Genomic DNA, 24,751 nt, shown 5'->3' on the forward strand with positions numbered 1-24,751 from the left:
GCTATGCCTCCAGCTGGGCGATGCTGATGCCGTCCTGCCCGTCAATTTCCTTTACTTGCACGTTAATTTCCTCGTGGCGGGAAGTCGGAATGTTTTTGCCGACAAAATCTGGCCGGATCGGCAGCTCGCGGTGGCCGCGATCGACCAGGACGGCCAGGCTGATCTGGCGCGGCCGGCCCTGATCCATCAAGGCGTCCAGCGCGGCGCGAATCGTGCGGCCGGTGAAAATGACGTCGTCAACCAGGATGACATGCTTGTTGGTGATTGATACCGGCAGGTCTGAGCCCTTCACGTCCGGCTGCATCCGGTAGTCGGCGGTGTGCACGTCGTCGCGATACAGGCGAATGTCGAGGTCGCCGACCGGCACAGCCAAGTTTTCCAACTGATTCAAGCGCGCGGCGATCCGGTTGGCCAGGTACACCCCGCGGGTTTTGATTCCCACGATGACCAGATCGGACAGATCCTTGTTCTGCTCGATGATTTCGTACGAGATGCGCGTCAACGCACGCTGCATGGTCACTGCATCCACTACTTGTTTTGCCATAATGATCCCCTTTTCTGCACGAAAAAGCCGCCTGCCATATCCAGTTCGGGTATAGAAGGCGGCTTTTGGCCGAAAATTTCGTTTGCCGCAGCAAACACGTGCCCTTCCAAGCCTCTCTGGACTTAGTTAAAGGTGCTTTATCAAGTTGTTCTCAGTCTAGCGAACGCGCCTGGTCTTGTCAATCCCAGCGCGCAGATCCGCCAAAGTTTTTTGAAACAGCGCTGGCGGCTCAACGGAAAATTCCATGAATTTGCCGGTTGTCGGATGAACGAACCCCAGCGTGCGGGCGTGCAGGAACTGACCTGCACCCGGCAGCGTGACCCGCGGGCCGTACAGCGGGTCGCCGGCCAGCGGGTGGTGAATCGAAGCCATGTGCACGCGGATCTGGTGGGTGCGCCCGGTTTCCAGCACGCACTTGATCAGCGCGTAGTGGGGAAACTGCTCCAGCACCTGGTAATGCGTGACTGCGCGCCGCCCACCTGGCACGATGGCCTGGCGTTTGCGGTCCTTGGGGTCTCTGGCCAGCGGTGCGTCGATGGTGCCTTGTTCGTCGCGAAACGCGCCGTGGACAATCGCCCAGTACTCACGCTTGGTCGTCTTGGCCTTCAGCTGGGCGGACAGGCTGACTTGCGCCTGCGCCGTTTTGGCGACCATGAGCAGCCCGCTGGTGTCCTTGTCAATGCGGTGCACGATGCCAGGCCGCAGCACGTCGTTAATGCCGGGAAAACTGGTGTGAAACAGCAGCCCGTTGACCAAGGTCCCATCGGGGTGGCCGGGGGCAGGATGCACGACCATGCCTTGCGGTTTGTTGACCACAATCACTTGGTCGTCTTCGTAAATGATGTCCAGTGGCATGTCCTGCGGGACAGCTTCAAGCGGTTTGGGTTTGGGGGGATCAAGCCGGATCACGTCGCCGGTGCTCACCTGCTCTTTACCCTTGGCCGCCTTGCCATTTACCGTCACCAGCCCGGCGGCCAGCCATTTTTGCGCCTGCGAGCGGGAGATGTCCGAAAAATTGTCGGCGATCACCTTGTCCAGCCGGCCGCGTTGCGTCGTGATGGTCAATTCTAGCGTGATTTTTCCCCTTTTCCATCGATGAACAACAGGTAAATGACCACCATGACGACGCCGACGGTCAGGCAAGCATCCGCCACATTAAAAATAGCGAAATTCATGAACGTGGTTTCGAACATGTCCGTGACCGAGCCAAAGCGCACGCGGTCGATGAAGTTGCCAATGGTGCCGGCAAGGATCAGCGCCAGCGCAAGTTTGTAGAACCGGCTGCGACCGGCATCGCGCCAGAGCCAGTACACGACGATCAAAGAAACCACTGTGATCAGGTAAAAGAACCGCTGCTGGCCGCGCAGCATTGAAAAGGCGGCACCGTCATTTTGCAGGTGGGTCAGCGCAAGGCCAGGCAGAAACGCGACGGTTTCCCCCACTGCGAGGTGGGCGACGACCCACGCTTTGACCACTTGATCGACGACTACTAAGGCCGCTGCCAGTAACAGATATAAAACCATATTCTCTCCTTGTTAGAACAACCCTGAGATTACACCGTCGTCCGAGACATCCATGTTCAGTGCCGCGGGCTGTTTGGGCAGCCCCGGCATGGTGAGCACGGTGCCGGTCATCACGACTAGGAACCCGGCGCCGAGCCGCGGGGTCACGTCGCGGACGTTAATGGTGAAGCCAGATGGCGCGCCTAACGCCTTGGCATTATCGGAAAAGCTGTACTGGGTCTTGGCCATGCAGATTGGCAGGTCAGACCAACCATTTTTGGTGATGGTCCGCAGCGCCAACTCCGCCTTGTGATCATAGTCGACACTGGCGCCGCCGTAAATTTGGGTGACGATCGTGTTGATCTTATCTTTAACCGCATCGGTATTGGCGTAAAGCGGCCGGAAGTCAGCCGGCTGCTTGAGCACGGCGAGCAGCGCATCAGCCAACGCTAGGCCACCCTGGCCGCCTTTGCCCCAAACGTCGGCGGGAATGGCAGTCGTACCTTCTTGCTCACAAAGCTCAACCAGCCGGTTGATTTCGGCCGGCGTGTCCGATGTAAACTGGTTGATGCCGACGATGACGGGAACCCCGTAGCGTTTCATGTTGTGTATGTGGCGCTTGAGGTTGGCAAAGCCGCTTTCCAGCGCGGCAAGATCTTCCGTTTTGAGGTCTGCCAGCTTCTGACCGCCGTTGTACTTGAGCGCGCGCACGGTCGCCACAATCACGACCGCATCAGGCGTTTTGCCCAGCGCCGGGGCGGTAATGTCCATAAACTTTTCGCCGCCCAGATCGGCCCCAAAACCGGCCTCGGTCAGTGCAATGTCGCCCATTTCAAGCGCCGCCCGCGTCGCGATGATCGAATTGCACCCGTGGGCAATGTTGGCAAACGGGCCGCCGTGAATCAAGGCCGGCGTGTGTGCCAGCGTCTGCACCAGGTTTGGTTTGACCGCGTCCCTCAGCAGCATCGCGATCGCGCCCGTCACCCCGAGGTCATCAACGGTGACCGGCTTGCGGTCATAGGTGTAGCCGATGACAATTTTGGCGATGCGGCGCTTCAAGTCGCCAAGACCATCTGCCAAGCACAAAATCGCCATCAGTTCGCTCGCAACGGTGATGTCAAACTCGGTTTCACGCGGCACCCCTGAGGTAACGCCGCCCAGGCCGATGGTGACGTGGCGCAGTGCGCGGTCGTTGATGTCAAGGACGCGGCGCCACTGGATGCGGCGCGGATCCAAGTTCAGCTGGTTGCCCTGCTGCAGGTGGTTGTCGATCAGCGCCGCCAGCGTGTCGACTGCAGTGGTCAGCGCGTGCATGTCACCGGTGAAGTGCAGGTTGATGTCTTCCATCGGCACCACCTGGGAGTAGCCGCCCCCGGTGGCGCCGCCCTTCATGCCCATGACCGGGCCCAGCGAGGGTTCGCGCAGCGCGATCACCGCGTTTTGCTGACGCAGGCGCAGCGCGTCGCCTAACCCGATGGTCACGGTGGACTTGCCTTCCCCGGCCGGGGTCGGGTTGATCGAGGTGACCAGCACCAGCTTGCCCAAGGGCTTGCTTTTGAGCCGCTTCATCGCGGCAAGCGTCAATTTGGCCTTGCTGCGTCCGTAAGGCTCGAGCTCGTCTGGGGTGAGGCCGACCATAGCGCCGATCTCCTCGATCGGCTTCATTTCACTTTGTTCGTTTGCCTGCGCAATTTCGATGTCTGACACGACTAACCCCTTTCTGGCAGCACGGCTGCCAATGCCTGCTTGAGTGCGTCATTATGGCCAAAATGAATAAACGTAATATTACCGTAAGACCGCGTCACCAGTGTGCAAGTCTGCTTCTTCCAGGCCACCGCCGTCACGTCTTCAGGTGCGATCTGCAGTGAGTTGCCAGGTAAAAGTCGGCGCAGCGTGACGCGGCCAGCGCCGACCACCAGGCGGGAGCGTTGAATCTGCAACGCCGCGAGCGCCAGCACGACCACCAGGAGCGCGGCAGCCGGCCAGCTGACCGGCCCGTAGCCGATGAGTTCCATTTGCAAGACCACGGCAAAACTCACGCCGATCATGATGAAGGCCCAAAACATGGTAAAATCGAGCCAGCCCGGTTGAACGTAAAATCGGTTTTTCACACAGCCACTTCCTTAAGGAGAACGATGAATAAACTATACACAGATGCAGCGACAAAAGGCAATATTGGACTCGGCGGGATCGGTATTTTGATCATCGCCGAAGGACAGCAGGATCAGACCCACTTACCGCTTCCCGAAATGAGCAATCATGAGGCGGAGTTTGAGGCCGCCATTGCCGGCTTCAGGCGCCTGCTGGCCTTGGGCCTGACTGGTCCGGTCACCTTTTACAGTGATTCTAAGCTCGTAATCGAGGCGCTGGATAAGCATTACGCCAAGCACTATGGTGATTATGTCACAGAATTGACCGCCTTGACCAAGCAATTCTCGTGGGTCTTGTGGCAGTGGGTCCCTGACCACGCCAACCGTGGGGCCCACATGCTGGCCCAGCAAGGGCTGCGTGAGGCGGAAGCGGCCGCACGGTAGGCCCACTCGTGGCACTACGCCTGACTGCTTCTATATAATGAAGTCACAGGGCGATGCAGGTTGTCCTTTACCTGCGGACGTGGCAAAATTGGCCACAGACGAGGTCCGGCGGCTTGCCGGGCGATCAATCGATTAAAGGCGGTGCGTGCATGTCTCTTCTTACAATCATCATTTTACTGGTGCTGCTGCTCAACACCATTGCAGCCATTTTCACCGTGCTCCGGTCGGTGCGCGATATTTCCACGACCTGGGCTTGGCTTTTGGTGCTGATTTTTCTGCCGGTGATCGGGTTTGGCATTTACCTGTTTGCTGGCCGCGGCCTCTCGACCAAAAAGGTGCACGCGATCCAAACCGAGTACCGACGCGGGACCAAGGCCTTTGTGGCGATGCAAAAGCACGCCAACACCCACGGCCGCCTGCTGCCGGCCGCGGTGACCTCAACGGCCGCCAAGGAGCTGACCACCTTGTTTCTTAACACGGCCAGCGCGCCGGTGCTGGGGGATAACTCAGTCGACCTGTTCTTCGACGGCAAAAAAAAGTTTGCCAAGCTTTTTGAAGACATCGAAGCGGCGACGGACCACGTCTTTGTGGAGTATTACACCTTTTACAACGACGAGCTGGGCAACCAGTTCCGGGACCTGTTGATCAAGAAAGCCAAGCAAGGCGTCAAGGTCCTGGTCCTTTACGACGCCTGGGGTTCCCTTGGCGCAAACAAAAAGTTCTGGGCGCCGCTGTTGGCCGCTGGGGCCAAGGCGGAAGCCTACTTTTCCTCGCAGCACCTCATCACCGATTTTCGGCTGAACTACCGGCTGCACCGCAAAATCGTTGTGATCGACGACGACATCGGCTTCATCGGCGGCTTTAACGTCGGCGACCAGTACGTGTCCCGCAAAAAGAAATTCGGGTTCTGGCGCGACACGCACCTGCGCATTCGCGGCAATACGGTGTACGCGCTGAAGGTGCAGTTTCTGATGGACTGGAATGCGACCGTGCCGGATGATCAGGCCGAGCCTTACGACATCGATGTCGCGCCGCTGTCGCCGGAAAATCTGGCGACGCGCCACCTTCACCTGGGGAGCGCGCCGATGCAAATCGTCGCCAGCGGCCCAGATTCCTCCGCGCAGCAGATCAAGTACGGCTATGTGAAGATGATCGCCAGCGCGACCAAGTCGATTCGCCTGCAGACGCCGTACCTGATCCCCGACGACACGGCCATGGACGCGCTGATCACCGCCGCCTTGGCCGGCATCGACGTCCAGGTGATGGTGCCGGACATGCCCGATCACCCCTTTATCTTCCGGGCGACCCAGTACTACGCCAATTACCTGAGCCGCTACGGGATTAAGATTTACCACTACCAAAACGGGTTCCTGCACGCCAAGACGCTGGTGATCGACGATGTAGTCGCCAGTGTCGGCTCAGCCAACTTCGATATTCGCTCGTTTAAGCTGAATTTTGAAGTCAACGCGTTCATCTACGATGCCAAAATCGCTGAGCAGCTGACGGCGGCGTTTGATGAGGACTTGAAGCACAGTCAGCTGCTGACGCCGGCGCTGATCAAGAGTCAAGGCCACTGGCTGCGATTCAAGCAGTATTTCTCACGGCTTCTCTCCCCTGTGCTGTAACCAATCAGAGCGCAAAAAACGTGTCTCTTATTCAATTTCCAAAGTACGCCAGCGCCCCTGGGTCGCGATTCTAAGACGAATCGCAGCTCAGGGGCGCTTGTGTTTCGGACTAAACGTGTATATCTCTCAGTCTGGTTTATTTGACCCATTTATCAAATGCTTCCGGACGCTTGCGCAACGTCTCCAAAGCCGCCTTGACCATTTCGTCGTGGCGGGTCTTCAGTTCGTCGCCTTCCAGGTGATAGCGATCGATCAAATACCCCGTGGCAAGGTCTTCAACGCTTCGCCGCTCCAGGCCCCCATCTTTGAACAGGGCATCGACCCCTTCCAAGCCATTTTTAGTGGCTTCGATCAGGGTTTTCGCGAGGTCGCGGCTTTTGATTCCGTGCTTGCTGGCGTAATCGATGAGGCCATCCACCATGTCGACAGCGGCAGCTTCGTCCGCTTTTTTGTCATCACTCATGTTTTCACCTCCGATACCTTGTGTCTTTATTATAGGTCAATGGCCGTACCCTGAGAAACTTACAAAAAAATAGTGTCCAAAGGCTATTTTTATTTGGACAGTCGCGGTATACTAAACGTACAAAACCTTTAACACCGCACCTTGAGGCCTGAAAATCCGCTGGCCACAAGATGTGGTGTTTTTGCTTGACCGCACCCCCAACATTGAGTATGATAGTCCCATAAGATAACAAGAAAGAGTGATTGATATGAGCAACATTACATTGTTTACCAAGAACGGCTGCCCGCAGTGCCGCATGACGAAGAACTACTTGCGGACCCACAACATTCAATTCACCGAACACAACATTAACGAAGAGCCTCAATACATCAGCTACTTGAAAGATAAAGGCTTCCAGGCTGTGCCGGTCCTTGAGGCTGACGGATTGCAATCCTTCTACGGGTTCCGCCCAGAAGCATTGAAGCAGCTGGCTGGCTAATCGGCCAGCTTTTTTCATCTCCCTAACTTTGTGAAAGTGGTGACATTATGGCATTAAGCACGCTGAAACCAGAAGACGTTTCATACTACGCATTGAATAATGAGATTAATATCCCCGTTGATGGCCAGATTCCGCTGGCCAAGGACAAGCAGGCCCTGGCTGCCTTTCTTGAAGAGAATGTGACGCCAAACACCAAACATTTCGCGTCCCTTCAGGACAGGCTCGACTACTTGGTCAAAAACAAGTACTACGAAAAGGCCATGCTGGATAAATACAGTCCAGCCTTCCTGGAAAAGATCAACGATTTTCTGACCAACGCCGGGTTCCAATTCAAGTCCTTCATGGCGGCGTACAAGTTTTACGCCCAATACGCCTTGAAGACGGATGACAACCAGTACTACTTGGAAGACTTCAAAGACCGCGTCTTTTCGAATGCCCTGTACTTTGCGGATGGCAACGAAGACTTGGCGATGGCCCTGGCGGATGAAATGATCCACCAGCGCTACCAGCCGGCCACCCCGTCGTTCCTGAACGCCGGCCGCTTGCGCCGCGGTGAATTGGTTTCCTGTTTCTTGCTGCAGATCGCCGATGATATGAACTCCATCGGCCGCGCCGTGAACTCAGCGCTGGAGCTTTCCCGCATTGGCGGCGGGGTCGGCTTGACCCTGTCGAACCTGCGCGAAGCCGGGGCCCCGATCAAGGGCATCGAAGGCGCAGCCAGCGGTGTGCTGCCAGTCATGAAGCTGCTGGAAGACAGCTTTTCCTATTCTAACCAGCTGGGCCAGCGCCAAGGGGCCGGGGTCGTTTACCTGAACGTCTTCCACCCAGACATCATTAGCTTCCTGGGCGCCAAGAAGGAAAACGCCGACGAAAAGTACCGCGTCAAGACCCTGAGCCTCGGCGTGATCGTACCAGACAAGTATTACGAACTGGTTGCCGCAGACGCTGACATGTACCTGTTCTCCCCTTACTCCGTGGAGCGCGAGTACGGCCAGCCATTCTCCTACGTTGACATCAGCAAGGAATACGACAACATGGTCGCCAACCCCAAGATCAAGAAGTACAAGATCAAGGCCCGCGACCTGGAAAACGAAATTTCTAAGCTCCAGCAGGAATCCGGCTACCCGTACATCGTTAACATTGATACCGCTAACGACGCCAGCCCGATTGCCGGCAAGATCATCATGTCCAACCTGTGCTCGGAAATCATGCAGGTGCAAACGCCAAGCGTGATCAACAACAAGCAGGAATACGACGTGATGGGCACCGATGTTTCCTGCAACCTGGGTTCAACTAACATTCCGAACCTCATGAAGAGCCAGGACTTCGGCAAGAGTGTTGAGGCCATGGTGCGCGCGTTGACCTATGTCACCGACAGCAGCAACATCGATGTCGTGCCGTCGGTTCAACACGGCAACCACCTCGCCCACTCCATCGGCCTGGGCGCAATGGGCCTGCACACCTACTTTGCCTTGAACCACATGCAGTATGGGGACGAGGAGTCGCTCGACTTCACCAACATCTACTTCCTGCTGCTCAACTATTACACCCTGAAGGCGTCGAACAAGATCGCCGCAGAGCGCGGTGAGACCTTCCACAACTTCAAGGCCAGCAAGTACGCCGATGGCTCGTATTTCGACAAGTACGTCAACCAGACCTGGGCGCCGAAGACCGCAAAGGTTCAGGAGCTGTTCAAAAACGTGAAAATCCCGACGCAGCAGGATTGGGCTGATCTAAAAGCCGCGGTCATGAAGGATGGTTTGTATCACCAGAACCGTCTTGCTGTCGCCCCGAACGGCTCGATCTCTTACATCAACGACACCAGCGCCTCCTTGCAGCCGATCGTCAACCGCATTGAGGACCGCCAGGAAAAGAAAATCGGGACGATCTACTATCCCGCTCCTGGCCTTTCCAACGACACGATGCCTTATTACAAGAGTGCCTACGACATCGACATGCGCAAGGAAATCGACGTTTACGCCGAGGCCCAGCAGCACGTTGACCAAAGCATGTCCCTCACCTTGTTCATGCGCTCCACGATTCCAGAAGGCATGTACCCATGGAAAAAGGGTCGCACCAACAAGATGACCACGCGCGATTTGAACATTCTGCGCAACTACGCACACCACAAGGGCATCAAGTCGATTTACTACATCCGGACTTACACGGATGACCAGGAAGAAATCGGTTCGAACGCTTGCGAATCTTGCTCGATTTAAACCGCAGCGGGCAGGGCTTGGCCCTGCCTTTTGCGAGTCTTGCGGCAAACAATTTTAAGGAGTGGCAAAATGGCTGAAAAGCAGTATATTGCGATCAATTGGAACGACATTGAAGACCAGATCGACAAGGCGACCTGGGAAAAGCTGACCGAGCAGTTTTGGCTCGATACCCGGATCCCGGTGTCAAACGACCTGGATGACTGGCGCACCTTGAGCTCAGACGAGCAGTGGGTCGTCGGCCATGTTTTTGGCGGCCTCACGCTGCTGGATACCCTGCAAAGCCAGGACGGCATGCGCAGCTTGATGGACAATATTCGCACCCAGCAGGAGCGCGCGGTGCTGAACAACATCCAGTTCATGGAGTCCGTGCACGCAAAGTCCTACTCGACGATTTTTTCCACGCTGAATACCCCGGCAGAAATCGATGAGATCTTTGACTGGACCAACTCCAACAAACACCTGCAGTACAAGGCCAACAAGATCAACGACATCTATCACAACGGTTCGCCGCTGGAGAAAAAGGTCGCATCAGTCTTCCTGGAAACCTTCCTGTTCTACTCCGGCTTCTTCACCCCGCTTTACTACCTGGGCAACAACAAGTTGACCAACGTTGCAGAGATCATCAAGCTGATCATTCGCGACGAGTCCGTTCACGGAACCTACATCGGCTACAAGTTCCAACTTGGCTTTAACGAGCTCTCAGAAGACGAGCAAAGCAAAATGAAGGACTGGATGTACGATCTGCTGTACGACCTCTACGCCAACGAGGAAGGCTACACCAACGACTTGTACGCCAAGACCGACTGGACCGATGAAGTCCTCACCTTCCTGCGCTACAACGCCAACAAGGCGCTGATGAATCTGGGTCAGGATCCCCTGTTCCCAGACACCGCCGAGGATGTGAACCCGATCGTCATGAACGGGATCTCCACCTCCACGTCGAACCACGACTTCTTCTCCCAGGTCGGCAACGGCTACCGTTTGGGCGAAGTCGAAGCCATGAGCGACGACGACTACAAGTTCTAGGCCAAAATAATAGCGCTGATCATCAAAAGTGATCAGCGCTATTTTTGTGCCTAGGCTAACCCAGGCGTCATGCTGGCCTGGTAAATGGCCGTGACCGCCGCTTCATCCAGCGGCAGGTAGGCATTGCCTAAACGCTTGGCAGCGGCTTGGGCCATTGGAGCGAAGTTCTTATCGTCCGCAATGCCCACTTCCGGCAGCGTCATGCCAAAGCCAAGGCTGGTGATCCAGCTCAGCGTCTTGGCAATCGCGTGGCCGGCAAGATCCGCTTCTTCGGCATCGGTCAGGTGCCAGACGTTGCGGCCAAACCGGGCAAACAGCGCCGTGGTCGTGGGATCAGACGTCAAGACGTAATGCATCCAGCGCGGGGTCAAAATCCCCAGCCCGACACCGTGCGTGATGTCGTAAAACGCGGAGAGCTCGTGCTCCATGGCATGACAGGACCAGCCGTTGCGGTTGCCCGCCCCCATTTCGCCGTTCAGCGCCGCGGTGGCGGTCCACATGAGGTTCTGACGCGCCGGCAGTGAATCCGGCTGCTTGATCGCCACTGGCGCCCATTTGATCACGCTGCGCATCAGCCCTTCGATCATGCCCTTGGTGGCGTCATTATCGGGTTCGCGATCAAAATACTGCTCACACAGGTGGCTGAAAATATCCATCGAACCGGCCGCGGTTTGCCGCGCCGGCACGGTGAAGGTCAACGTCGGGTCCATGAATGATACCGCCGGCGTGCGACTGCTGCGAGCCCCCAGTTTTTGCTTGGTCTCAGGATTGGAGATGACCGCGTTGATGTTCATTTCGGTGCCGGTGGCGGCCAGCGTCACCACGTCGACGATCGGCAGCTGCGGGGTGCTTTTACCCAGCTCACTGTCGAGGACGAGGTCCCACGGGTCGCCGGCGTAGTTCGCAGCCTCACCGATTACCTTGGATGCGTCAATGACCGAGCCGCCGCCGACGGCCAGGATCACCTGAATGTTGTTGGCCTTTGCCAGCTTCTTGCCGGCGCGCACGGAAGCGATTTTGGGATTGGGCGCGATGCCCGGCAGCTCCGTGACGTGCAGACCAGAAAGGGCCTTGATGACGCGGTCATACAGCCCACTGGCTTTAATTGAATGACCGCCGTAAACAAAGAGCACGCGGTCGCCGAACTGGCTGACCGCGGCCTTAAGGTCCGCCTCTTTGAGCGGGCCGAACCGCAAATCCGTTTGATTATTTAACCGAAAAGCTTGCATGATAAACCTCCAATACATTCTTTGGCAGGCGATGCTGTCCCCTTTACTGTGAGCCATCTGGGCCAGATTGACAAGCGGTCAGCGATACCGCACCCACCAGGTTTCCGCGTCTTGATGGGCCGCCAACACCAGCCAGCCCAGGTGCAGCCCCAAGCGCTGCGCCACCCCGGCAGAGCGGTGATTCGCCTCATCGCAGCCAATCAACACGCTTTGCGCCTCAAGCGGCCCGAACGCCAGCTGCATCACCGCGCGGGCCGCTTCGGTGGCAAACCCCTGCCCCCAGTACTCAGGCAAGAGCAGGTAGCCAATTTCCACCCCATCGATGGCTGGGTGCAAGTGGCACTCCACGGCGCCGAGAAACACGCCGTCTTGCTCGATCACCCATTTGCCCGCCGGCTGCCCCAGCCAGTAGCGGCGAATGTTGGCCCGAGCGGCGCTCAAGTCGGCAAACCGCAGCGTCCACTGATTGGCGCGCGGATCTTGACCGTTGGCGAGCAGCGACTTGGCATCGGTCAGCAAAAACGGCCGCAGCGTGAGCCGGGCCGTTTCCAGGTGCGAATATCGCGCCAAAATTTCCTCGTTTACCAAATGTGGACGCGCTTTTCAGGGGCGGTGTACATGCCATCGCCTGGCTTCACGTCAAAGGTCGAGTAAAATTCATCCAGGTTCTGCGGCTGCACATTCGCTCGCAACTTGTTCGGCGCGTGCACGTCGATCGACAAAATGAACTTGGCGTATTCCGGCCGGGACTTCTGACGCCAGACCCGGGCCCAGTTGGTGAAGAACGCCTTGAGGTCGGCATCGGGCTGATTCTGTGCGGTTTCCAAGGCTGCGGCCAAGCCGCCGGCATCCGCGATGTTTTCGGAGACGATCTGTTTGCCGTTGACCTTACCCGCCGGCGTTTCAAGCCCGTCGAACTCGTCGATCATCTGCTGGGTCAGTTCTTTGAAGTGGGCGTAGTCGGCTTCCTGCCACCAGTTCGTCATGTTGCCGTACTCGTCGAATTGGGCCCCGTTGTTGTCAAACCCGTGTGAAATTTCGTGGGCGATGACGGCCCCAATCCCGCCGTAGTTTTCACTGGCGGTTTGCTTCAAGGAGTAGAAAGGAGCCTGCAAAATGGCTGCTGGGAACGTGATGTCATTGCGCGACGGATCATAGCTGGCGTTGACCAGGTGCCCTGGCATGTTCCAGACGTTGCGGTCGACCGGCTTGGTCAGCTGCTCAACGTTGAAGGCATGCCGCGCCTCGGCGAGCTGGATCACATTTTCCAGCAGGCCTTGGTCGTCCTGCACATGCATGCGGTCGTATACTTCATTCGGGCGCTCCGGGTAGCCCATTTTCAGGACCATTTTGTCGAGCTTGACGATGGCCTTGTCTTTGGTGGACTGACTGAGCCAATCAGAGTTGGCGAGTCGGCGCTTGTAGGTCGCAATCATGTTCTCGACCAGCTGGGTCACATCCTGCTTGGCTTCTTCGCCGAAGTAGGTGCGACCGTAGTAGATGCCGACCGGTTCCGAGAAGACCCGGTTAGCCAGGCGGTAGGCGTGCTTGATCTGCTTTGGCGCTTCCGGATTGCCGGAGAGCGCACGACCGAACTTCCCGCCGAGCTGGCGCAGGTCTTCGCTCAGGTACCCGGTGTTGGAAACCAAGTCAGAGACATAGGCCCAGTGCTTGTACCGCTCAAACGTTGCCGCTGAGAACAGCTGCGTGAATTCCTTCAAGAAACGGGGGTCGGCGACGATGATCGTGTCCGGCACTGCCGGCCAGGCGTCCTTAGCAAAACTGGCCAGGTCAAAATCACCGAGCTGGTCGGCAACTTCCTGGAAGGATTGCGGGTTGTAAGCCTTCGGGTAGTCTGCCCACTCTTCGCGCGTCTTTACGTGCTTGGCCAACTCGCGGTCAAACGCCAGCGCATCGTCCAGGTAGGCCGCCTGGTCTGCTTCGCTGAGATCCGTTTGCGCCAGAATTTCCTTGACCATGTCTGCCCAGACTTTGAGCAGCGCCTTGCCCTGTTCATTGTCTTCAGCGTAGTAAGGCACGTCAGGCAAAATGGTGGCCGGGCCGGTCAGCGTGATCTTGTTGACGCTGGTGTCCTTGAGGTCTGGTTCCGCATCCGTTTCAAACGGCATTGGGAACAGCGAGGCGGACAGGTCGGCGGCTTTGGCGTTGAACGCCGCGATGTCCGAAGTGTCGTTCAGCGGCACCAAGCGGTCCAGCGCCGGCTTGATACCGGCCTGGTCGCGAGCTTTGAAGTCCTTGGCCTTGTCGTAAAGCTTTACGGCCTCGGCAAAGTAGGCATCCGGCGCCTGCTTGCTGCCGTCGCTGACGCCGGCAAAGTCCGCCATCAGCTTCGCCTCGACGTCGTCTGCGAGGTCGTTAAAGCCGCCTGTCGCGGTCTTGTCTGGCGCAATTTCCGCCGTCTTTTCCCATTCGCCGTTGACGGCTTCGTACAAATCATCCTGGTATCGTGCTTCAGCCATTTTCTTGTCGCTCCCTTCGCCGGCTCTCACCAGCGTTTAATGTAATGCTAATTATAGCGCAAGCCCGGGTTGTTTTCACCTGTGTTGCGCACGTTGCACAAAAACGGCGGCACCACTGTGTGTGCCGCCGCCTTGTCAAGCCCAAGCGATTTTTGTGATCGCGTATTCCTGGACCCTCTTAGCGCCTTTTGGCGTTTCGATGATCACCGTGCTCCGCTCCTGATATGGTTTGACCGTCGCCGGGTGAATCTCGGCAATGATGCCCTTCAATATTTGCTTATCGATGGTGTGGATCGAGACCTTTCGCTTCGTCAGTAATGCGTCCTCCAGTAAGCCAATAATCTCAGTGGTGCGTTGCGCCATGAGCAAGAACCTCCTTTTGGGTGCTTTTGATAACGCTTTCAGTATACGCGTTATCTCGGCAAAAATCAGTAGCCGGCGGTCAAGTCGACGCGATTTTTGACAATCTGACCCGTGGCGGCCAAGGCCTCGAGGTTCGGTTTAAAAATTTGGTAAACCGCCTCACGCAGGTGTGGCACGGTGCCCGAAATATGAGGCGTGATCAGCACGCGCGGCTCCTGCCACAGCGGATCGGTGCTGGGCAGCGGTTCTTGCTCGAAGACGTCCAGCGCCGCCCCTGAGATGCGACCGGCGTGGAGCGCATTGCGCAGGGCCACCGTGTCAACGGTTTGACCGCGCCCAACATTGACGAACAGCGGCGCCTGCTTCAACCCATTGAAGAAACTCGCATTGAAAAAGTGCTGCGTGGCGGCGGTCAGCGGCATCACATTGATCAGCACGTCGGCACCTGCCGCAAAGGCGACAGCCTGCTCATCGGTGCCGACCTTCGCAAAGCCCTCGGCGGCGTTGCCGTGCCGGCTGAGCCCCCAGACCGTCATGCCCTGCTGGTTGAGCCGGCGGGCAATCACACGGCCGATGTGCCCGGTGCCAAAAATCACTGCCGTTTTGCCGGCTGGCAGCCACATTTCCGGCCGCCGGGCATCGTTGTCCCACTGCCGTGCAAATGGCACCAGGCCGCGGGCAAACGCCAACACCATGGCCAGGGTCGACTGCGCGATGGGTTCAGCATGGATGCCGCTGGTGTTGGCCAGTTGAATGCCTTGCTGCTGGAACTGCGTCAATGGCAGGTAATCGACACCAGCTGACATGGCCTGAACAAATTTAACGTGATTCGGGCCGGCAATCAGCTCGGCGCCGACCGCGTCCCACCCCAAAATCACGTCGATGTTCTCGGCTTGGTCTTTAGTGTAGGCAGCCTTTGAAATCACGTGCCAGTCCGGATGCTCAGCAAAATCATCGGTCGCGCTGCTTGGCAGCCCGTACAAAGCCAAAATATTCATTACGCGCTCCTTTTAGTGGCGCCGCTGCGCCCAGAACTGGAAGTAATCCGTGCGAATCGTCCCGTTGTACAACTTGCGCCGCTTAGTCGCCTTTTGCCCAAAGGCTTTTTCAAACTCCAAGTCGGCAGTCAGAATGTAGCGGCTCCAGTTGGTCAGCCCGCCGTAGACCTGGCCCATTTCGCGATACAGCGTGCGGGCAGCGTCCAGTTCGCCAAGCCGTTTCCCGTATGGTGGGTTGGCCACTAACACCCCGTGCTGAGCGTTGTCGAGGCGGTTATCCTTGACCGCCAGCTGCTTGAAGTGCACGGTTTGGCCCAAGCCCGCCTGCTTGGCGTTTTCCTGAGCGATTTCAATCATTTTCGGATCAAGGTCGAAGCCCTGAATGTCGAGTTCCCGGTCAAAGTCCGCGTCATCCAGCGCCTCATCCTTCACGTCCTGCAAAATCTGCGGATCCATGAAGCCGAAGTTTTCAAACGCAAATTGCCGCTGCAGCCCAGGCGCGATATTCAGACCCCACAGCGCCGCTTCGATTGGAATCGTGCCGGAACCGGTGGTCGGATCGACAAACGGCATGTCCGGGTGCCAGCTCGTCAGCATGACCAGCGCGGCCGCAAAGTTTTCCTTCAGCGGTGCTTCCCCTTTGGCGATCCGGTAGCCGCGCTTGAATAAGCTCGGTCCAGTCGTGTCGATGGTCAACGTCGCCACGTCACGCAGAATCGAAACTTCCAGCGGGTAAGTTTTGCCGGTTTCCGCCAGGCGGCCGCGTCGGTGATAAACCGTCGCCAGTTTATCAACGATGGCTTTTTTAGTGATGGCCTGCACGTCAGGCTCGGAGTGCAGCTTCGAGCGCACGCTGCGGCCTTCCACTGGAAACGCAGCATCGAGCGGCAGGTACTGATCCCATGGCAGCGCCTTGACGCCTTCAAACAGCTCGTCAAAAGTGGTGGCAGTAAACTGCCCGACTACGATTTTCACGCGGTCAGCAGTGCGCAGCCAGACATTGGCCTTGGCAATGGCTGTCTCGTCGCCCTGAAAGTACACTTTGCCGTTATCGGTTTGCTCGTCGAAGCCCAGGTCGCGGATCTCCCGTGCGGTCAAGGCTTCCAGACCGGAAGCCATGGTGGCCAGTAATTTATATTGCATAATAGTCTCCTTTTCTGTCGCTTCAATGTTACCCCAGAAAAGGGGCCGTGTCACCGGAAACGAATAGGTAAAACTGCGGCTTTGGTGGGTGCTTTTCGGACCGGGACTGATCGTGTTTTATGGTTTTAACGGACAAAACCGCCAGTCCTTCGCCTGTTGATCTAATCGGGCTTCGACTTGGCAACGGGGGAGCAGCCAGCTACGCCAGAGGCCTCACCGCCAAAAAGCGGCGGCAACGCCTCTGGCTAGGCTGCCTGTCCCCCTAAGTGCGCCAAGTCTTCGCACCTTACTTTAATCGGGCTACGGGCTGGCAACGCGGGAGTGGCTAGCTGCTACGCATGTCAGCCTGTAGCTCGCTTTGCGAGACAGGCTGATCAACGCACAAGCCCTCGCCGGCCAAAATCGCCGGCAATGCCTTGCGCTAGGCTAGCCATCCCGCTAAAACCGCCAGCCCTTCGCACCTTACATAATCGGGCTACGGGTTCGCAACGGGGAAGTGGCTAGCTACGCTCGAGGCCTCGCCGCGAAGAAGCAGCGGCAATGCCTCGAGCTAGGCTACCCATTCCCCTAAGTGCGCGACCCCTTCGCACCTTGCCTTTCGCACCTTACAAAAAAACAGCCCGGGGATACCCCGAGCCGCGCCTGTTTGCAGTTCTCTATAAGCCATGTTTTGTTCCAGCACCAAGTCAGGCCAAGGTGCCTTCAGTAATCATCTATCTCAGCTTTCGCTGTTAGGGCCATCGGTTCAATTTCCTAGGCCTTGCGCCCCTACCAAAGTTTGGGTTACTCGCTCGCGGGGTTTACCCGTTCCAGACTGGCGGTTTCCCGTCAGCATCGTCTCTGTGGCACTTTTCAGACCGACTCACGCATAGCCGAAGCCTTAGCGCTTTGGGTCGCCGTTACCGTAAACGGTACTCAGGCTTATTGGGCCTGACGCGAACACTCCAAGCATCGCAGCTTGGGCGGGCATGGACTTTCCTCACCAGACATCAGCCTGGCGCGATTACTCGAGAACTGCAAATGAATTCACAAATTTAGTACTGATCGATTCCAGACTGGTCGTCGTGCGTACTTTGACCGCCATCAGACAGCTTGCTGCCAAAGACGTGACGCTCCAGATTGGAAAGCCGCTTCAAAATGTCGTAGTTGGTTGCAGTCGCACTGGGCTGCTGCGGTGTGGCCGCGGCCACGTTCTTCGAAACGGATAACTGCTTGGTCAGCTCGTCAACGCGACTGCGCAATCGCGCATTCTCCTCGCTGAGACGATCCAGCTCGGCGTTGTAGCTTTCGTAATCCTTGATGACTTGGTCGAGAAATTCATCGACCTCGTCAGGATCGTCACCGCGCATGACTTTTTTGAAATTCTTGTCCAAAATGGCCTTAGGGTCAAGTTGAACACTGAATGTATTTTCCTTGCTATCCATATCCAGCACCTCATTCGAAGACTTACTGAAACTATTGTATCATACCACTAATCGCATTAAAACTGCTCATTTGCCTGGCTTTCGGCCCAGTCGCGCGCAGCCTCTTCCAAGTCTTCCATCCCGATCAACGTCAGCGGATAAGCGCGCCGGCTACTTTCCGACTGCGCGCCTTGGTACGCAAACCGCGGCTTGCCTTCAAAATCCGGGTCGTAAACCAACAGTGCGCCGTCCGTGTGATGCAACATAAACTGCGTGTAACCTGAGAGCTGCCTTGGGTTTTGATACGGGGCACTCGAGGTCGGCTGAGTGAAGTCGACCTGGGCCAGCAGCGTCTGGAGGCGATTCTGATTATCCTCGTTCCACTGGTGCCCGAAATCGGCAAACGGCAGCATGACCGCCACCTTCAAGTCCGGGTAATCCGGCTTCAGGCTGAGCGCCACTTGGGCACCCCACTGCTCGATGCCAAGCTCGCCGCCGGTAATGACCCACTTCAGGCCGTCGTCCAAAAGTGGGATCAGTGCATTTTTTAAACTATACTTAATCACCGTGATCTTGGGGTCATCTTCCCCGTGAGTGCTTAGTTCCCACGAGCGATACCCCGTCAGCCAAAGGCGTGTCAGCATAACGGTTCCCTTCTCATTAGGTCACGACCGGCCAAGATTGATATAATGGCGCTAGGAGCGTGAACATATGGCTATTCATTACCCCAATGGTAAAGCATACGAGAGCGGCAAGCAAACCGCCGAGGACGCCGTCAATTACGGCGGTCGCGGCATGACGCTAGAAGCCGAACTCAATGCCAGCAATCAATACTACCGCGCGGCCAAACGTGCGGTCATTTATAAGAAACCAACCCCGATCCAGATTGTCAAAGTCGACTACCCCCAGCGCAGTCAGGCGGTAATCAAGGAGGCCTATTTCAAAACTCCTTCGACCACCGACTACAATGGCGTTTACCAGGGTTACTACATCGACTTTGACGCCAAGGAGACCAAAAACAAGCAGAGTTTCCCGCTCAAGAATTTCCATCCGCACCAGATCAAGCATCTCAATGCCTGCCTGGAACAAGGCGGAATCTGCTTTGCGTTGATCCGCTTCGTGTCGCTGAACCGGCTGTTTGTCTACCCGGTCAGCGATTTGAACCGCTGGTGGACCGAGAGCCTGAACAACGGGCGCAAGTCGATTCCACTCAAGGCCATCGAGGCGGCCGGCTTTGAGCTGCACCCCAAGCTCCAGCCGCTGATTCCTTACCTGGACGGCGTGGATTGGTTGATCAAAACGAAGAGAGGCACTCAAAATGGCTAATACACCATCGCGCATGGCGCGCAAACAAGCACGCAAGCCGAAGAAAAAACGGCGCTGGCTCACGGTGCTGAAAACCCTGCTGATCATTTTTGTGGTTGGCGTGGTCGCCGGCATCGGCCTGTTCGCCTATTACGCGTCCAGCGCACCCAAAGTGACGGAATCCGCCTTGAAATCTGGCGGCAGCTCCACTCTTTATGATAAATCAGGCAATGCAATCACCACCCTCGGCGTCGAAAGTCGCACTTATGTGAACGCCGATGAGATTCCCCAGACGCTGAAAGACGCCGTGGTCTCAATTGAAGACCGGCGCTTTTATCAAGAGCGCTGGGGCATCGACCCGATTCGCATCGCCAGCGCCGCGATGAACAACGTCGTCGGCCGGGTCACCGGCCGCGGCTCAGGTCTGCAAGGCGGGTCAACCTTGACCCAGCAGCTGATCAAGCTGTCGGTTTTTTCCACCAAGGCCTCTGACCAAACACTGAAGCGCAAGGCGCAGGAAGCCTGGCTGGCCATCAAACTGGAGCAGTCCTACAGCAAGGAACAAATCCTCGAGTTTTACATCAACAAGGTATACATGGATAACGCGCAACGCGGCATGGGTACCGCGGCGAAGTACTACTTCAATAAGGATTTGAAGCAGCTCGACCTCGCCCAGATGGCGCTGCTTGCCGGTATGCCGCAGTCCCCCGCGGGCTACGACCCTTACCAGCACCCAGAAGCCGCCACCACGCGCCGCAATGAAGTGCTTTCCGCGATGGTGACGAACAAGAAAATCAGCCAGGCCCAGGCCGATGCCGCCAAAGCCAAGCCTGTCACCGACGGTCTGGTGCCGCAGAAAACGCAAACCACCAACACCGGCACCGACAAGGTCATCGACTCTTACCTCACCTCCGTCATTAAGGAAGTCAAGGCGAAAACCGGCGTCGATCCGTACAGCGAAAACCTCAAAATCTACACCAACATCGACATGAAGGCCCAGCAGCGGCTGTACGATATCGTCAACACCGATAAGTATGTCCAGTTTCCGAATGACTCGCTGCAAACCGCTGTGACCATCACCAACCCGAACAACGGCCGCGTGATCGCCCAAATTGGCGGTCGTAAGACTGGCGATGTGCGCCTGGCCTACAACCGCGCCACCCAAAACGACCGCAGCAACGGCTCGACCATGAAGCCGCTGCTGGATTACGGTCCAGCAATCGAGTATCTGAACTACTCCACCTACCAGCAAATGGAAGACGAACCATACACCTGGCCGAACAGCACGGCAACCGTTAACAACATCGATCACCAGTACTTGGGGCGGATCTCGATTCGGGAGGCCCTGGTCAAATCGCGCAACCCGGTGGCTGGGCGTACGCTCGAAGCTGTTGGGCTTTCCAGAGGCCTAAACTTCCTGAAAGGTCTGGGCATCACCCTGCCAGAAAATCAGCGTGTCTACCCGAGTGCCATTGGGGCTTCGGTGACCACCGAGGAGGAAGCTGCCGCCTATTCCGCCTTTGCCAACGGCGGCACGTACTACAAGCCGACTTATGTCCGGAAAGTGGTTGACATGGAAGGCCGCACCACCAATTTCGCCAGCAACGGGACGCGCGCGATGAAAGCCAGCACCGCCTATATGATCACGGACATGCTCAAGGGCGTTCTCACCGGCGGGACCGGCGTTTACGCCCGGATTTCTGGCTTGCATGAAGCCGGTAAAACAGGCACGTCGGACTACGGCGCTGCGGAACTGAAAACCAACCCCGCCTTGTCCGGGTTGGCTAAGGACATCTGGTTCACCGGCTACACCACGCAGCGCACCATGTCGATTTGGACCGGTTACGACAAGCCGCTTCAAAATGGCCTGGGCAGCAGCTCCGACCTGATTGCGCAACAGATTTACAAGGCGATGATGAGTTACATGGTCGACAGTGAGAATCTGCCGAACAAGGATTGGACAAGGCCAAGTTCAGTATTGGTCGAGCACATTTTGAAAGGTTCCAACCCTGGCACAGCGGTCACCGGCAACACGGCAAACACGACGCGCGAATTGTACGTGCGCGGTCATGGCCCGTCAACTAAGACCGCTGTGGCCGATACGCCAGTCAGCTCGTCCAGCACCAGTTCAACTTCGAGCACGACTTCTAGCAGTGAGTCCAGTTCGGTCAGTTCAACGAGCGAGCTGCCATCAAGCAGTTCAAGCAGCGCTGAAAGCGGCAGCGAGCCTAGTGTCAGCTCTTCGTCTGCCAGCGGCGGCTCGCCCGGACCAGACGGTACCACGTCGCAGTGACCCCAGTAAGTGCATATGCAACGCGAAAGGCCTTGCCCAAACGGGCAAGGCCTTTCGTATGGTCTAAGCGGGAACGGTGACGAGCGTTGTTTTGATGTGGTGCTCTTCAAACAGCTGCACGGCGTACGGGTCGTTGCGGTAATCATGCGCATAATAGACGCGCGTGACACCGGCTTGGATCAGCGCCTTGGTGCAGTTGAGGCACGGGTAATAGGTCACATACACGGCCGCCCCTCGCGTGGAGACCCCGTTTTCGGCGCACTGCAGGATGGCGTTCATCTCGGCGTGAAGGGTGCGAATGCAGTGACCATCGCGCATCAGGTGGCCGGCATCATCGCAGTGCGGGTCGCCGGAGATGCTGCCGTTGTAGCCGGTGGCAATAATGCGATGGTCAACCACCAGCAGCGCCCCCACTGTCGCCCGCTCGCAAGTTGAGCGCTGCGCCACAACGGTGGCCAGTTGCATGAAGTATTGGTCCCAAGATTCGCGGCGGGCTTGCCGCGTTGAGGCAACAATTTGATCGGTCATGTTACTTACCTTCTTTCAGCGGGGAATAGTCGTCCTTAAATGCCTGCCAGGCAGGGTCGGCAGGCAGCTGTGGGTGGCGCGCCGTGAGCCATTCCCGGCCCAGCCGGATCAGCCCGCGGTGCAGACGAATCCAGGTGCTCGGCGGCATCAGGTGTTCAAGGCGGGCCTGGATCTGGTCAGGGGTCGCTTTTTGCGGGGCAATGCCAAAGCCCTTGATGATCCGACTGACGTGCGTGTCAACGGCAATGCCGGGAATGCCAAACGCGTCGGTGCGGACCACGGTGGCGGTTTTGCGCCCGACCCCTGGCAAACTCGTCAGTTCGGCATAAGTCTGAGGTACGGTGCTGTCAAACCGCGCGACTAACTCAGCCGACAGCGCCTTGAGGTATTTTGCCTTGTTGTGGTAAAGGCCCAGCCGGTCGATTTTCGCTTCGATGGCGGGAATGGAGGCTGCTGCCATCGCGCTTGGCGTCGGGTACGCCGCAAACAGCGCCGGCGTGCAGGCATTGACCGCAACGTCCGTGGTTTGTGCAGACAGCATCACTGCCACCAAAATCTGGTAAGGGGTTTGCGCGTTCAACGTCGGCTGCGGATCTGGGTATAGTTTGAGCACCAGGCTCAGCAGTTCCTGAGCCCGGGCGTTGGTCATCCTGCTCATAGTCCTAAGTGCCTTTCCTGTTCAGCTTGTACCTGAGCCGGCGTGGTCAAATGCTTTTTCTCCCAGTTGATCAAGATCCGATCCATGTACCGCAACGAATACGCCTGATTGAGCACGGCCTCGCGCAGTGCGAGGTTGATCATGTCTGGCGCGTAGTGGTCAATCGTCAGCCAATCAGTGATGGTCTGCTGCTCAATTGGCGACAGCGGCCGGCCGAATTCAGCCTCGATTTGACTGAACACCTGCTGGTCCGGCGCCGCTGCTGGCGAGACCGGGTGCCCGGAGGTGGGCTTTAGTACCGTATCCAAAAGCGGCGTCACATCGTATTGATCCAGCGTGCGGCCCCCTTGGCCAGTACGCTGCACCAACTGAATGGCGTTTTTTTGAATCAGTGTTTCAATCACGGTGTACAGGTCTTGCTTTTTAAGCTTCGTCGCCGAGGCCAGCGCGCCAAGCTCAGGTGCTTCCTCGTGGTGCTGCCCCCAGTCAGCCAGAAACAGGTACACCACGAACTCCCGGTGCGTCAGTGTGGTCTCGCTAAAGTGGGCGAACAGCGCCTGCGACAGACTGGTCTGCCCGGCCGCCAGATAACTGCTTAAATCTGCCATGAAGATCCCCCTTTCTGAACAAAAAGGCCGGGCCTAAGCCCAGCCCAAGCATCACGGCTTTAAGCGGTTGATCATCCGTGGGAACGGAATTGATTCGCGCAAGTGATCCAAGTGGCAGATCCACGTGATGGCCCGCTCGAAGCCGAGTCCAAACCCGGAGTGCGGCACGCTGCCGTACTTGCGCAGATCCAAGTACCATTCGTACTCGGCCAGGTCCAGCCCCTTGGCTTCGATCGCCGCCTTCAGCTTGTCATAGTCGGTTTCACGCTCGGAGCCGCCGATAATCTCACCGTAACCTTCCGGTGCGAGCAAATCGGCGCAGACATAGGTGTCGTCACGCCCTTCTTCTGGCAGCATGTAAAACGGCTTGATGGCCTTCGGGTAGTTCAGGACAAACACCGGCTGCTCGAATTGCTCAGACAGGTAAGTTTCCTCAGGAGAGCCCAGATCGTCGCCCCATTTGGTGTCAAAGCCGCCTTCCTGCAGCATTTCGATGGCCTTGTCGTAGCGAATTTTTGGATAAGGGGTCTTGGTGTAACGCTTGAGAATTTCCGGATCGCGGTCGATCAGCCTCAGCTCATAGGCGCAGTTGTCAAGAACCGACTGGACCAAGTACGCGATGTAGTTTTCTTGCACCTTCAGACTTTCAGCTTGGTGCGTGAAGGCCATTTCAGGCTCGATCATCCAAAATTCGGTCAGATGGCGGCGGGTCTTACTTTTTTCCGCGCGGAAGACCGGGCCAAACGTGAAGACCTTGCCGTATGCCATCGCACCGGCTTCGGCGTACAGCTGGCCGGACTGGCTCAAGTAGGCTTCCTGATCAAAGTAATCCGTCTCAAACAACTCGGTTGTGCCTTCCGGCGCGCTGCCGGTCAGAATTGGCGGATCCATCTTGATGAAGCCTTCCTGGTTGAAGAATTCGTAAGTGGCTCGGACCATTTCGTTGCGGATCTGCTGAATCGCGAACTGGCGCTTACTGCGCAGCCAGAGGTGGCGGTGATCAAGCAGAAATTCGATCCCGTGCTCCTTCGGGGTGATCGGGTAGTCTTCACTTTCCCCCACCATTTCAATGTCGTGGACTTCGATCTCGTAGCCAAAATGGCTGCGGGCATCCTCGTGGATCTCGCCAGTCAGCCACATGCTGGTTTCCTGCCGCATTTCTTTGGCGGTTTGGAACACCTCTTCGCTGACCTTATTTTTCAGCACGACCCCTTGGAAAAAGGCCGACCCATCGCGCAGCTGCAGGAAAGCAATTTTCCCGCTGGAGCGTTTGTCCGTCAGCCAGGCTCCGATGCGGACTTCTTCGTTTACGTGATCCTTTGCGTCTTTGATGCGGATCTCTTGCGTCATTG

25 protein-coding genes and 1 other RNA gene are annotated in these 24,751 nt (G+C 57.1%); 7 read left to right on the forward strand and 19 right to left on the reverse strand.

The features are described 5' to 3' along the window. Position 1: 1 nt before the first annotated feature. From pyrR to EKM86_RS00230, 5 genes are all read right to left on the reverse strand, one after another. Entirely contained in the window at positions 2 to 550 is a 549-nt protein-coding gene (gene pyrR / locus EKM86_RS00210) for a bifunctional pyr operon transcriptional regulator/uracil phosphoribosyltransferase PyrR (RefSeq protein ID WP_125754492.1), read from the reverse strand. Positions 551 to 700: 150 nt separating this feature from the next. Beyond that, positions 701 to 1,621 (reverse strand): RluA family pseudouridine synthase, encoded by a 921-nt coding sequence (locus EKM86_RS00215; protein WP_125754593.1) that lies wholly within the window; start codon positions 1,619 to 1,621, stop codon positions 701 to 703. After that, entirely contained in the window at positions 1,612 to 2,067 is a 456-nt protein-coding gene (lspA, locus tag EKM86_RS00220; RefSeq protein ID WP_125754493.1) for a signal peptidase II, read from the reverse strand. Before lspA ends, EKM86_RS00215 begins: the two co-directional genes overlap by 10 nt. Before the next feature lie 12 nt (positions 2,068 to 2,079). Continuing rightward, on the reverse strand, positions 2,080 to 3,753 hold the full coding sequence (locus EKM86_RS00225; protein WP_125754494.1) for a formate--tetrahydrofolate ligase: 1,674 nt from the start codon (positions 3,751 to 3,753) through the stop codon (positions 2,080 to 2,082). A gap of 2 nt (positions 3,754 to 3,755) precedes the next feature. After that, entirely contained in the window at positions 3,756 to 4,157 is a 402-nt protein-coding gene (locus EKM86_RS00230) for an EbsA family protein (RefSeq protein WP_125754495.1), read from the reverse strand. Between the two features lie 24 nt (positions 4,158 to 4,181). Between EKM86_RS00230 and EKM86_RS00235 the strand changes: the two genes are divergently transcribed. Both EKM86_RS00235 and cls read left to right on the forward strand, forming a co-directional pair. Next, positions 4,182 to 4,580, forward strand: coding sequence for a reverse transcriptase-like protein (locus EKM86_RS00235; RefSeq protein WP_125754496.1), 399 nt, complete (start codon positions 4,182 to 4,184; stop codon positions 4,578 to 4,580). Between the two features lie 149 nt (positions 4,581 to 4,729). Further along, complete coding sequence (gene cls / locus EKM86_RS00240) at positions 4,730 to 6,205, forward strand: cardiolipin synthase (RefSeq protein ID WP_125754497.1); 1,476 nt, start codon at positions 4,730 to 4,732, stop codon at positions 6,203 to 6,205. A gap of 136 nt (positions 6,206 to 6,341) precedes the next feature. Here cls and EKM86_RS00245 read toward each other — a convergent pair whose 3' ends face one another. Then, positions 6,342 to 6,668 carry a hypothetical protein gene (locus EKM86_RS00245; RefSeq protein WP_125754498.1) on the reverse strand — a complete coding sequence of 109 codons (327 nt, stop codon included), beginning with the start codon at positions 6,666 to 6,668 and terminating at the stop codon, positions 6,342 to 6,344. Positions 6,669 to 6,915: 247 nt separating this feature from the next. Between EKM86_RS00245 and nrdH the strand changes: the two genes are divergently transcribed. From nrdH to nrdF, 3 genes are all read left to right on the forward strand, one after another. Then, positions 6,916 to 7,146: a glutaredoxin-like protein NrdH gene (gene nrdH / locus EKM86_RS00250; RefSeq protein WP_125754499.1), complete on the forward strand. Its 231-nt coding sequence runs from the start codon at positions 6,916 to 6,918 to the stop codon at positions 7,144 to 7,146. A gap of 47 nt (positions 7,147 to 7,193) precedes the next feature. Further along, positions 7,194 to 9,365 (forward strand): class 1b ribonucleoside-diphosphate reductase subunit alpha, encoded by a 2,172-nt coding sequence (gene nrdE, locus EKM86_RS00255; RefSeq protein ID WP_125754500.1) that lies wholly within the window; start codon positions 7,194 to 7,196, stop codon positions 9,363 to 9,365. A gap of 69 nt (positions 9,366 to 9,434) precedes the next feature. After that, positions 9,435 to 10,391 carry a class 1b ribonucleoside-diphosphate reductase subunit beta gene (gene nrdF, locus EKM86_RS00260; RefSeq protein ID WP_125754501.1) on the forward strand — a complete coding sequence of 319 codons (957 nt, stop codon included), beginning with the start codon at positions 9,435 to 9,437 and terminating at the stop codon, positions 10,389 to 10,391. A gap of 50 nt (positions 10,392 to 10,441) precedes the next feature. Here the strand turns inward: nrdF and EKM86_RS00265 are convergent, their stop codons facing one another. The 9 genes from EKM86_RS00265 to EKM86_RS00305 all read right to left on the reverse strand — a co-directional run bounded on the left by EKM86_RS00265 (position 10,442) and on the right by EKM86_RS00305 (position 18,648). Continuing rightward, complete coding sequence (locus tag EKM86_RS00265) at positions 10,442 to 11,620, reverse strand: iron-containing alcohol dehydrogenase (protein WP_125754502.1); 1,179 nt, start codon at positions 11,618 to 11,620, stop codon at positions 10,442 to 10,444. A 78-nt stretch (positions 11,621 to 11,698) separates the two neighbouring features. Continuing rightward, positions 11,699 to 12,190, reverse strand: coding sequence for a GNAT family N-acetyltransferase (locus tag EKM86_RS00270; protein WP_164506094.1), 492 nt, complete (start codon positions 12,188 to 12,190; stop codon positions 11,699 to 11,701). 11 nt (positions 12,191 to 12,201) lie between these two features. After that, the gene (locus EKM86_RS00275; RefSeq protein ID WP_125754504.1) at positions 12,202 to 14,100 is read right to left on the reverse strand and encodes a M13 family metallopeptidase; all 1,899 of its coding nucleotides are present in this window, start codon (positions 14,098 to 14,100) and stop codon (positions 12,202 to 12,204) included. 135 nt (positions 14,101 to 14,235) lie between these two features. Next, positions 14,236 to 14,463, reverse strand: a complete 228-nt coding sequence (locus EKM86_RS00280; protein ID WP_125754505.1) for a hypothetical protein — start codon at positions 14,461 to 14,463, stop codon at positions 14,236 to 14,238. 65 nt (positions 14,464 to 14,528) lie between these two features. Next, complete coding sequence (locus EKM86_RS00285; protein ID WP_125754506.1) at positions 14,529 to 15,461, reverse strand: NAD(P)-dependent oxidoreductase; 933 nt, start codon at positions 15,459 to 15,461, stop codon at positions 14,529 to 14,531. A 12-nt stretch (positions 15,462 to 15,473) separates the two neighbouring features. Next, positions 15,474 to 16,604 (reverse strand): THUMP domain-containing class I SAM-dependent RNA methyltransferase, encoded by a 1,131-nt coding sequence (locus EKM86_RS00290; RefSeq protein ID WP_125754507.1) that lies wholly within the window; start codon positions 16,602 to 16,604, stop codon positions 15,474 to 15,476. A gap of 654 nt (positions 16,605 to 17,258) precedes the next feature. Beyond that, positions 17,259 to 17,619: RNase P RNA component class B (gene rnpB / locus EKM86_RS00295), an RNA gene on the reverse strand. 19 nt (positions 17,620 to 17,638) lie between these two features. Then, a complete protein-coding gene (gene gpsB, locus EKM86_RS00300) occupies positions 17,639 to 18,028 on the reverse strand; it encodes a cell division regulator GpsB (RefSeq protein WP_125754508.1) in 390 nt (129 codons plus the stop codon). Positions 18,029 to 18,084: 56 nt separating this feature from the next. Next, positions 18,085 to 18,648, reverse strand: coding sequence for a DUF1273 domain-containing protein (locus EKM86_RS00305; protein ID WP_164506099.1), 564 nt, complete (start codon positions 18,646 to 18,648; stop codon positions 18,085 to 18,087). A 70-nt stretch (positions 18,649 to 18,718) separates the two neighbouring features. Here EKM86_RS00305 and recU point away from each other — a divergent pair, with 70 nt between their 5' ends. Both recU and EKM86_RS00315 read left to right on the forward strand, forming a co-directional pair. Beyond that, a complete protein-coding gene (gene recU, locus EKM86_RS00310; RefSeq protein ID WP_125754510.1) occupies positions 18,719 to 19,333 on the forward strand; it encodes a Holliday junction resolvase RecU in 615 nt (204 codons plus the stop codon). Beyond that, positions 19,326 to 21,605 (forward strand): transglycosylase domain-containing protein, encoded by a 2,280-nt coding sequence (locus EKM86_RS00315; RefSeq protein ID WP_125754511.1) that lies wholly within the window; start codon positions 19,326 to 19,328, stop codon positions 21,603 to 21,605. Before recU ends, EKM86_RS00315 begins: the two co-directional genes overlap by 8 nt. Before the next feature lie 63 nt (positions 21,606 to 21,668). Here EKM86_RS00315 and EKM86_RS00320 read toward each other — a convergent pair whose 3' ends face one another. Genes EKM86_RS00320 through asnS form a run of 4 tightly spaced genes read right to left on the reverse strand, consistent with a single transcriptional unit; the run spans position 21,669 to position 24,749 of the window. Next, entirely contained in the window at positions 21,669 to 22,133 is a 465-nt protein-coding gene (locus tag EKM86_RS00320) for a deoxycytidylate deaminase (protein ID WP_125754512.1), read from the reverse strand. Between the two features lies 1 nt (position 22,134). Continuing rightward, the gene (locus EKM86_RS00325; RefSeq protein ID WP_125754594.1) at positions 22,135 to 22,782 is read right to left on the reverse strand and encodes an endonuclease III domain-containing protein; all 648 of its coding nucleotides are present in this window, start codon (positions 22,780 to 22,782) and stop codon (positions 22,135 to 22,137) included. Positions 22,783 to 22,787: 5 nt separating this feature from the next. Continuing rightward, positions 22,788 to 23,399 (reverse strand): DnaD domain-containing protein, encoded by a 612-nt coding sequence (locus EKM86_RS00330; RefSeq protein WP_125754513.1) that lies wholly within the window; start codon positions 23,397 to 23,399, stop codon positions 22,788 to 22,790. Positions 23,400 to 23,450: 51 nt separating this feature from the next. Further along, positions 23,451 to 24,749, reverse strand: coding sequence for an asparagine--tRNA ligase (asnS, locus tag EKM86_RS00335; protein ID WP_125754514.1), 1,299 nt, complete (start codon positions 24,747 to 24,749; stop codon positions 23,451 to 23,453). Positions 24,750 to 24,751: the final 2 nt, after the last annotated feature.

The organism is Lacticaseibacillus hegangensis (assembly GCF_003946465.1).
In the GTDB taxonomy this organism is placed as follows: Bacteria; Bacillota; Bacilli; order Lactobacillales; family Lactobacillaceae; genus Lacticaseibacillus; species Lacticaseibacillus hegangensis.

Bases quoted from the DNA above. Each gene is read 5' to 3' on its own strand.
- lspA (WP_125754493.1), bottom strand. From the start codon at position 2,067: ATGGTTTTATATCTGTTACTGGCAGCGGCCTTAGTAGTCGTCGATCAA.
- EKM86_RS00235 (WP_125754496.1), top strand. From the start codon at position 4,182: ATGAATAAACTATACACAGATGCAGCGACAAAAGGCAATATTGGACTC.
- cls (WP_125754497.1), top strand. From the start codon at position 4,730: ATGTCTCTTCTTACAATCATCATTTTACTGGTGCTGCTGCTCAACACC.
- EKM86_RS00245 (WP_125754498.1), bottom strand. From the start codon at position 6,668: ATGAGTGATGACAAAAAAGCGGACGAAGCTGCCGCTGTCGACATGGTG.
- nrdH (WP_125754499.1), top strand. From the start codon at position 6,916: ATGAGCAACATTACATTGTTTACCAAGAACGGCTGCCCGCAGTGCCGC.
- nrdE (WP_125754500.1), top strand. From the start codon at position 7,194: ATGGCATTAAGCACGCTGAAACCAGAAGACGTTTCATACTACGCATTG.
- nrdF (WP_125754501.1), top strand. From the start codon at position 9,435: ATGGCTGAAAAGCAGTATATTGCGATCAATTGGAACGACATTGAAGAC.
- EKM86_RS00265 (WP_125754502.1), bottom strand. From the start codon at position 11,620: ATGCAAGCTTTTCGGTTAAATAATCAAACGGATTTGCGGTTCGGCCCG.
- EKM86_RS00275 (WP_125754504.1), bottom strand. From the start codon at position 14,100: ATGGCTGAAGCACGATACCAGGATGATTTGTACGAAGCCGTCAACGGC.
- EKM86_RS00280 (WP_125754505.1), bottom strand. From the start codon at position 14,463: ATGGCGCAACGCACCACTGAGATTATTGGCTTACTGGAGGACGCATTA.
- EKM86_RS00285 (WP_125754506.1), bottom strand. From the start codon at position 15,461: ATGAATATTTTGGCTTTGTACGGGCTGCCAAGCAGCGCGACCGATGAT.
- EKM86_RS00290 (WP_125754507.1), bottom strand. From the start codon at position 16,604: ATGCAATATAAATTACTGGCCACCATGGCTTCCGGTCTGGAAGCCTTG.
- gpsB (WP_125754508.1), bottom strand. From the start codon at position 18,028: ATGGATAGCAAGGAAAATACATTCAGTGTTCAACTTGACCCTAAGGCC.
- recU (WP_125754510.1), top strand. From the start codon at position 18,719: ATGGCTATTCATTACCCCAATGGTAAAGCATACGAGAGCGGCAAGCAA.
- EKM86_RS00315 (WP_125754511.1), top strand. From the start codon at position 19,326: ATGGCTAATACACCATCGCGCATGGCGCGCAAACAAGCACGCAAGCCG.
- EKM86_RS00320 (WP_125754512.1), bottom strand. From the start codon at position 22,133: ATGACCGATCAAATTGTTGCCTCAACGCGGCAAGCCCGCCGCGAATCT.
- EKM86_RS00325 (WP_125754594.1), bottom strand. From the start codon at position 22,782: ATGACCAACGCCCGGGCTCAGGAACTGCTGAGCCTGGTGCTCAAACTA.
- EKM86_RS00330 (WP_125754513.1), bottom strand. From the start codon at position 23,399: ATGGCAGATTTAAGCAGTTATCTGGCGGCCGGGCAGACCAGTCTGTCG.
- asnS (WP_125754514.1), bottom strand. From the start codon at position 24,749: ATGACGCAAGAGATCCGCATCAAAGACGCAAAGGATCACGTAAACGAA.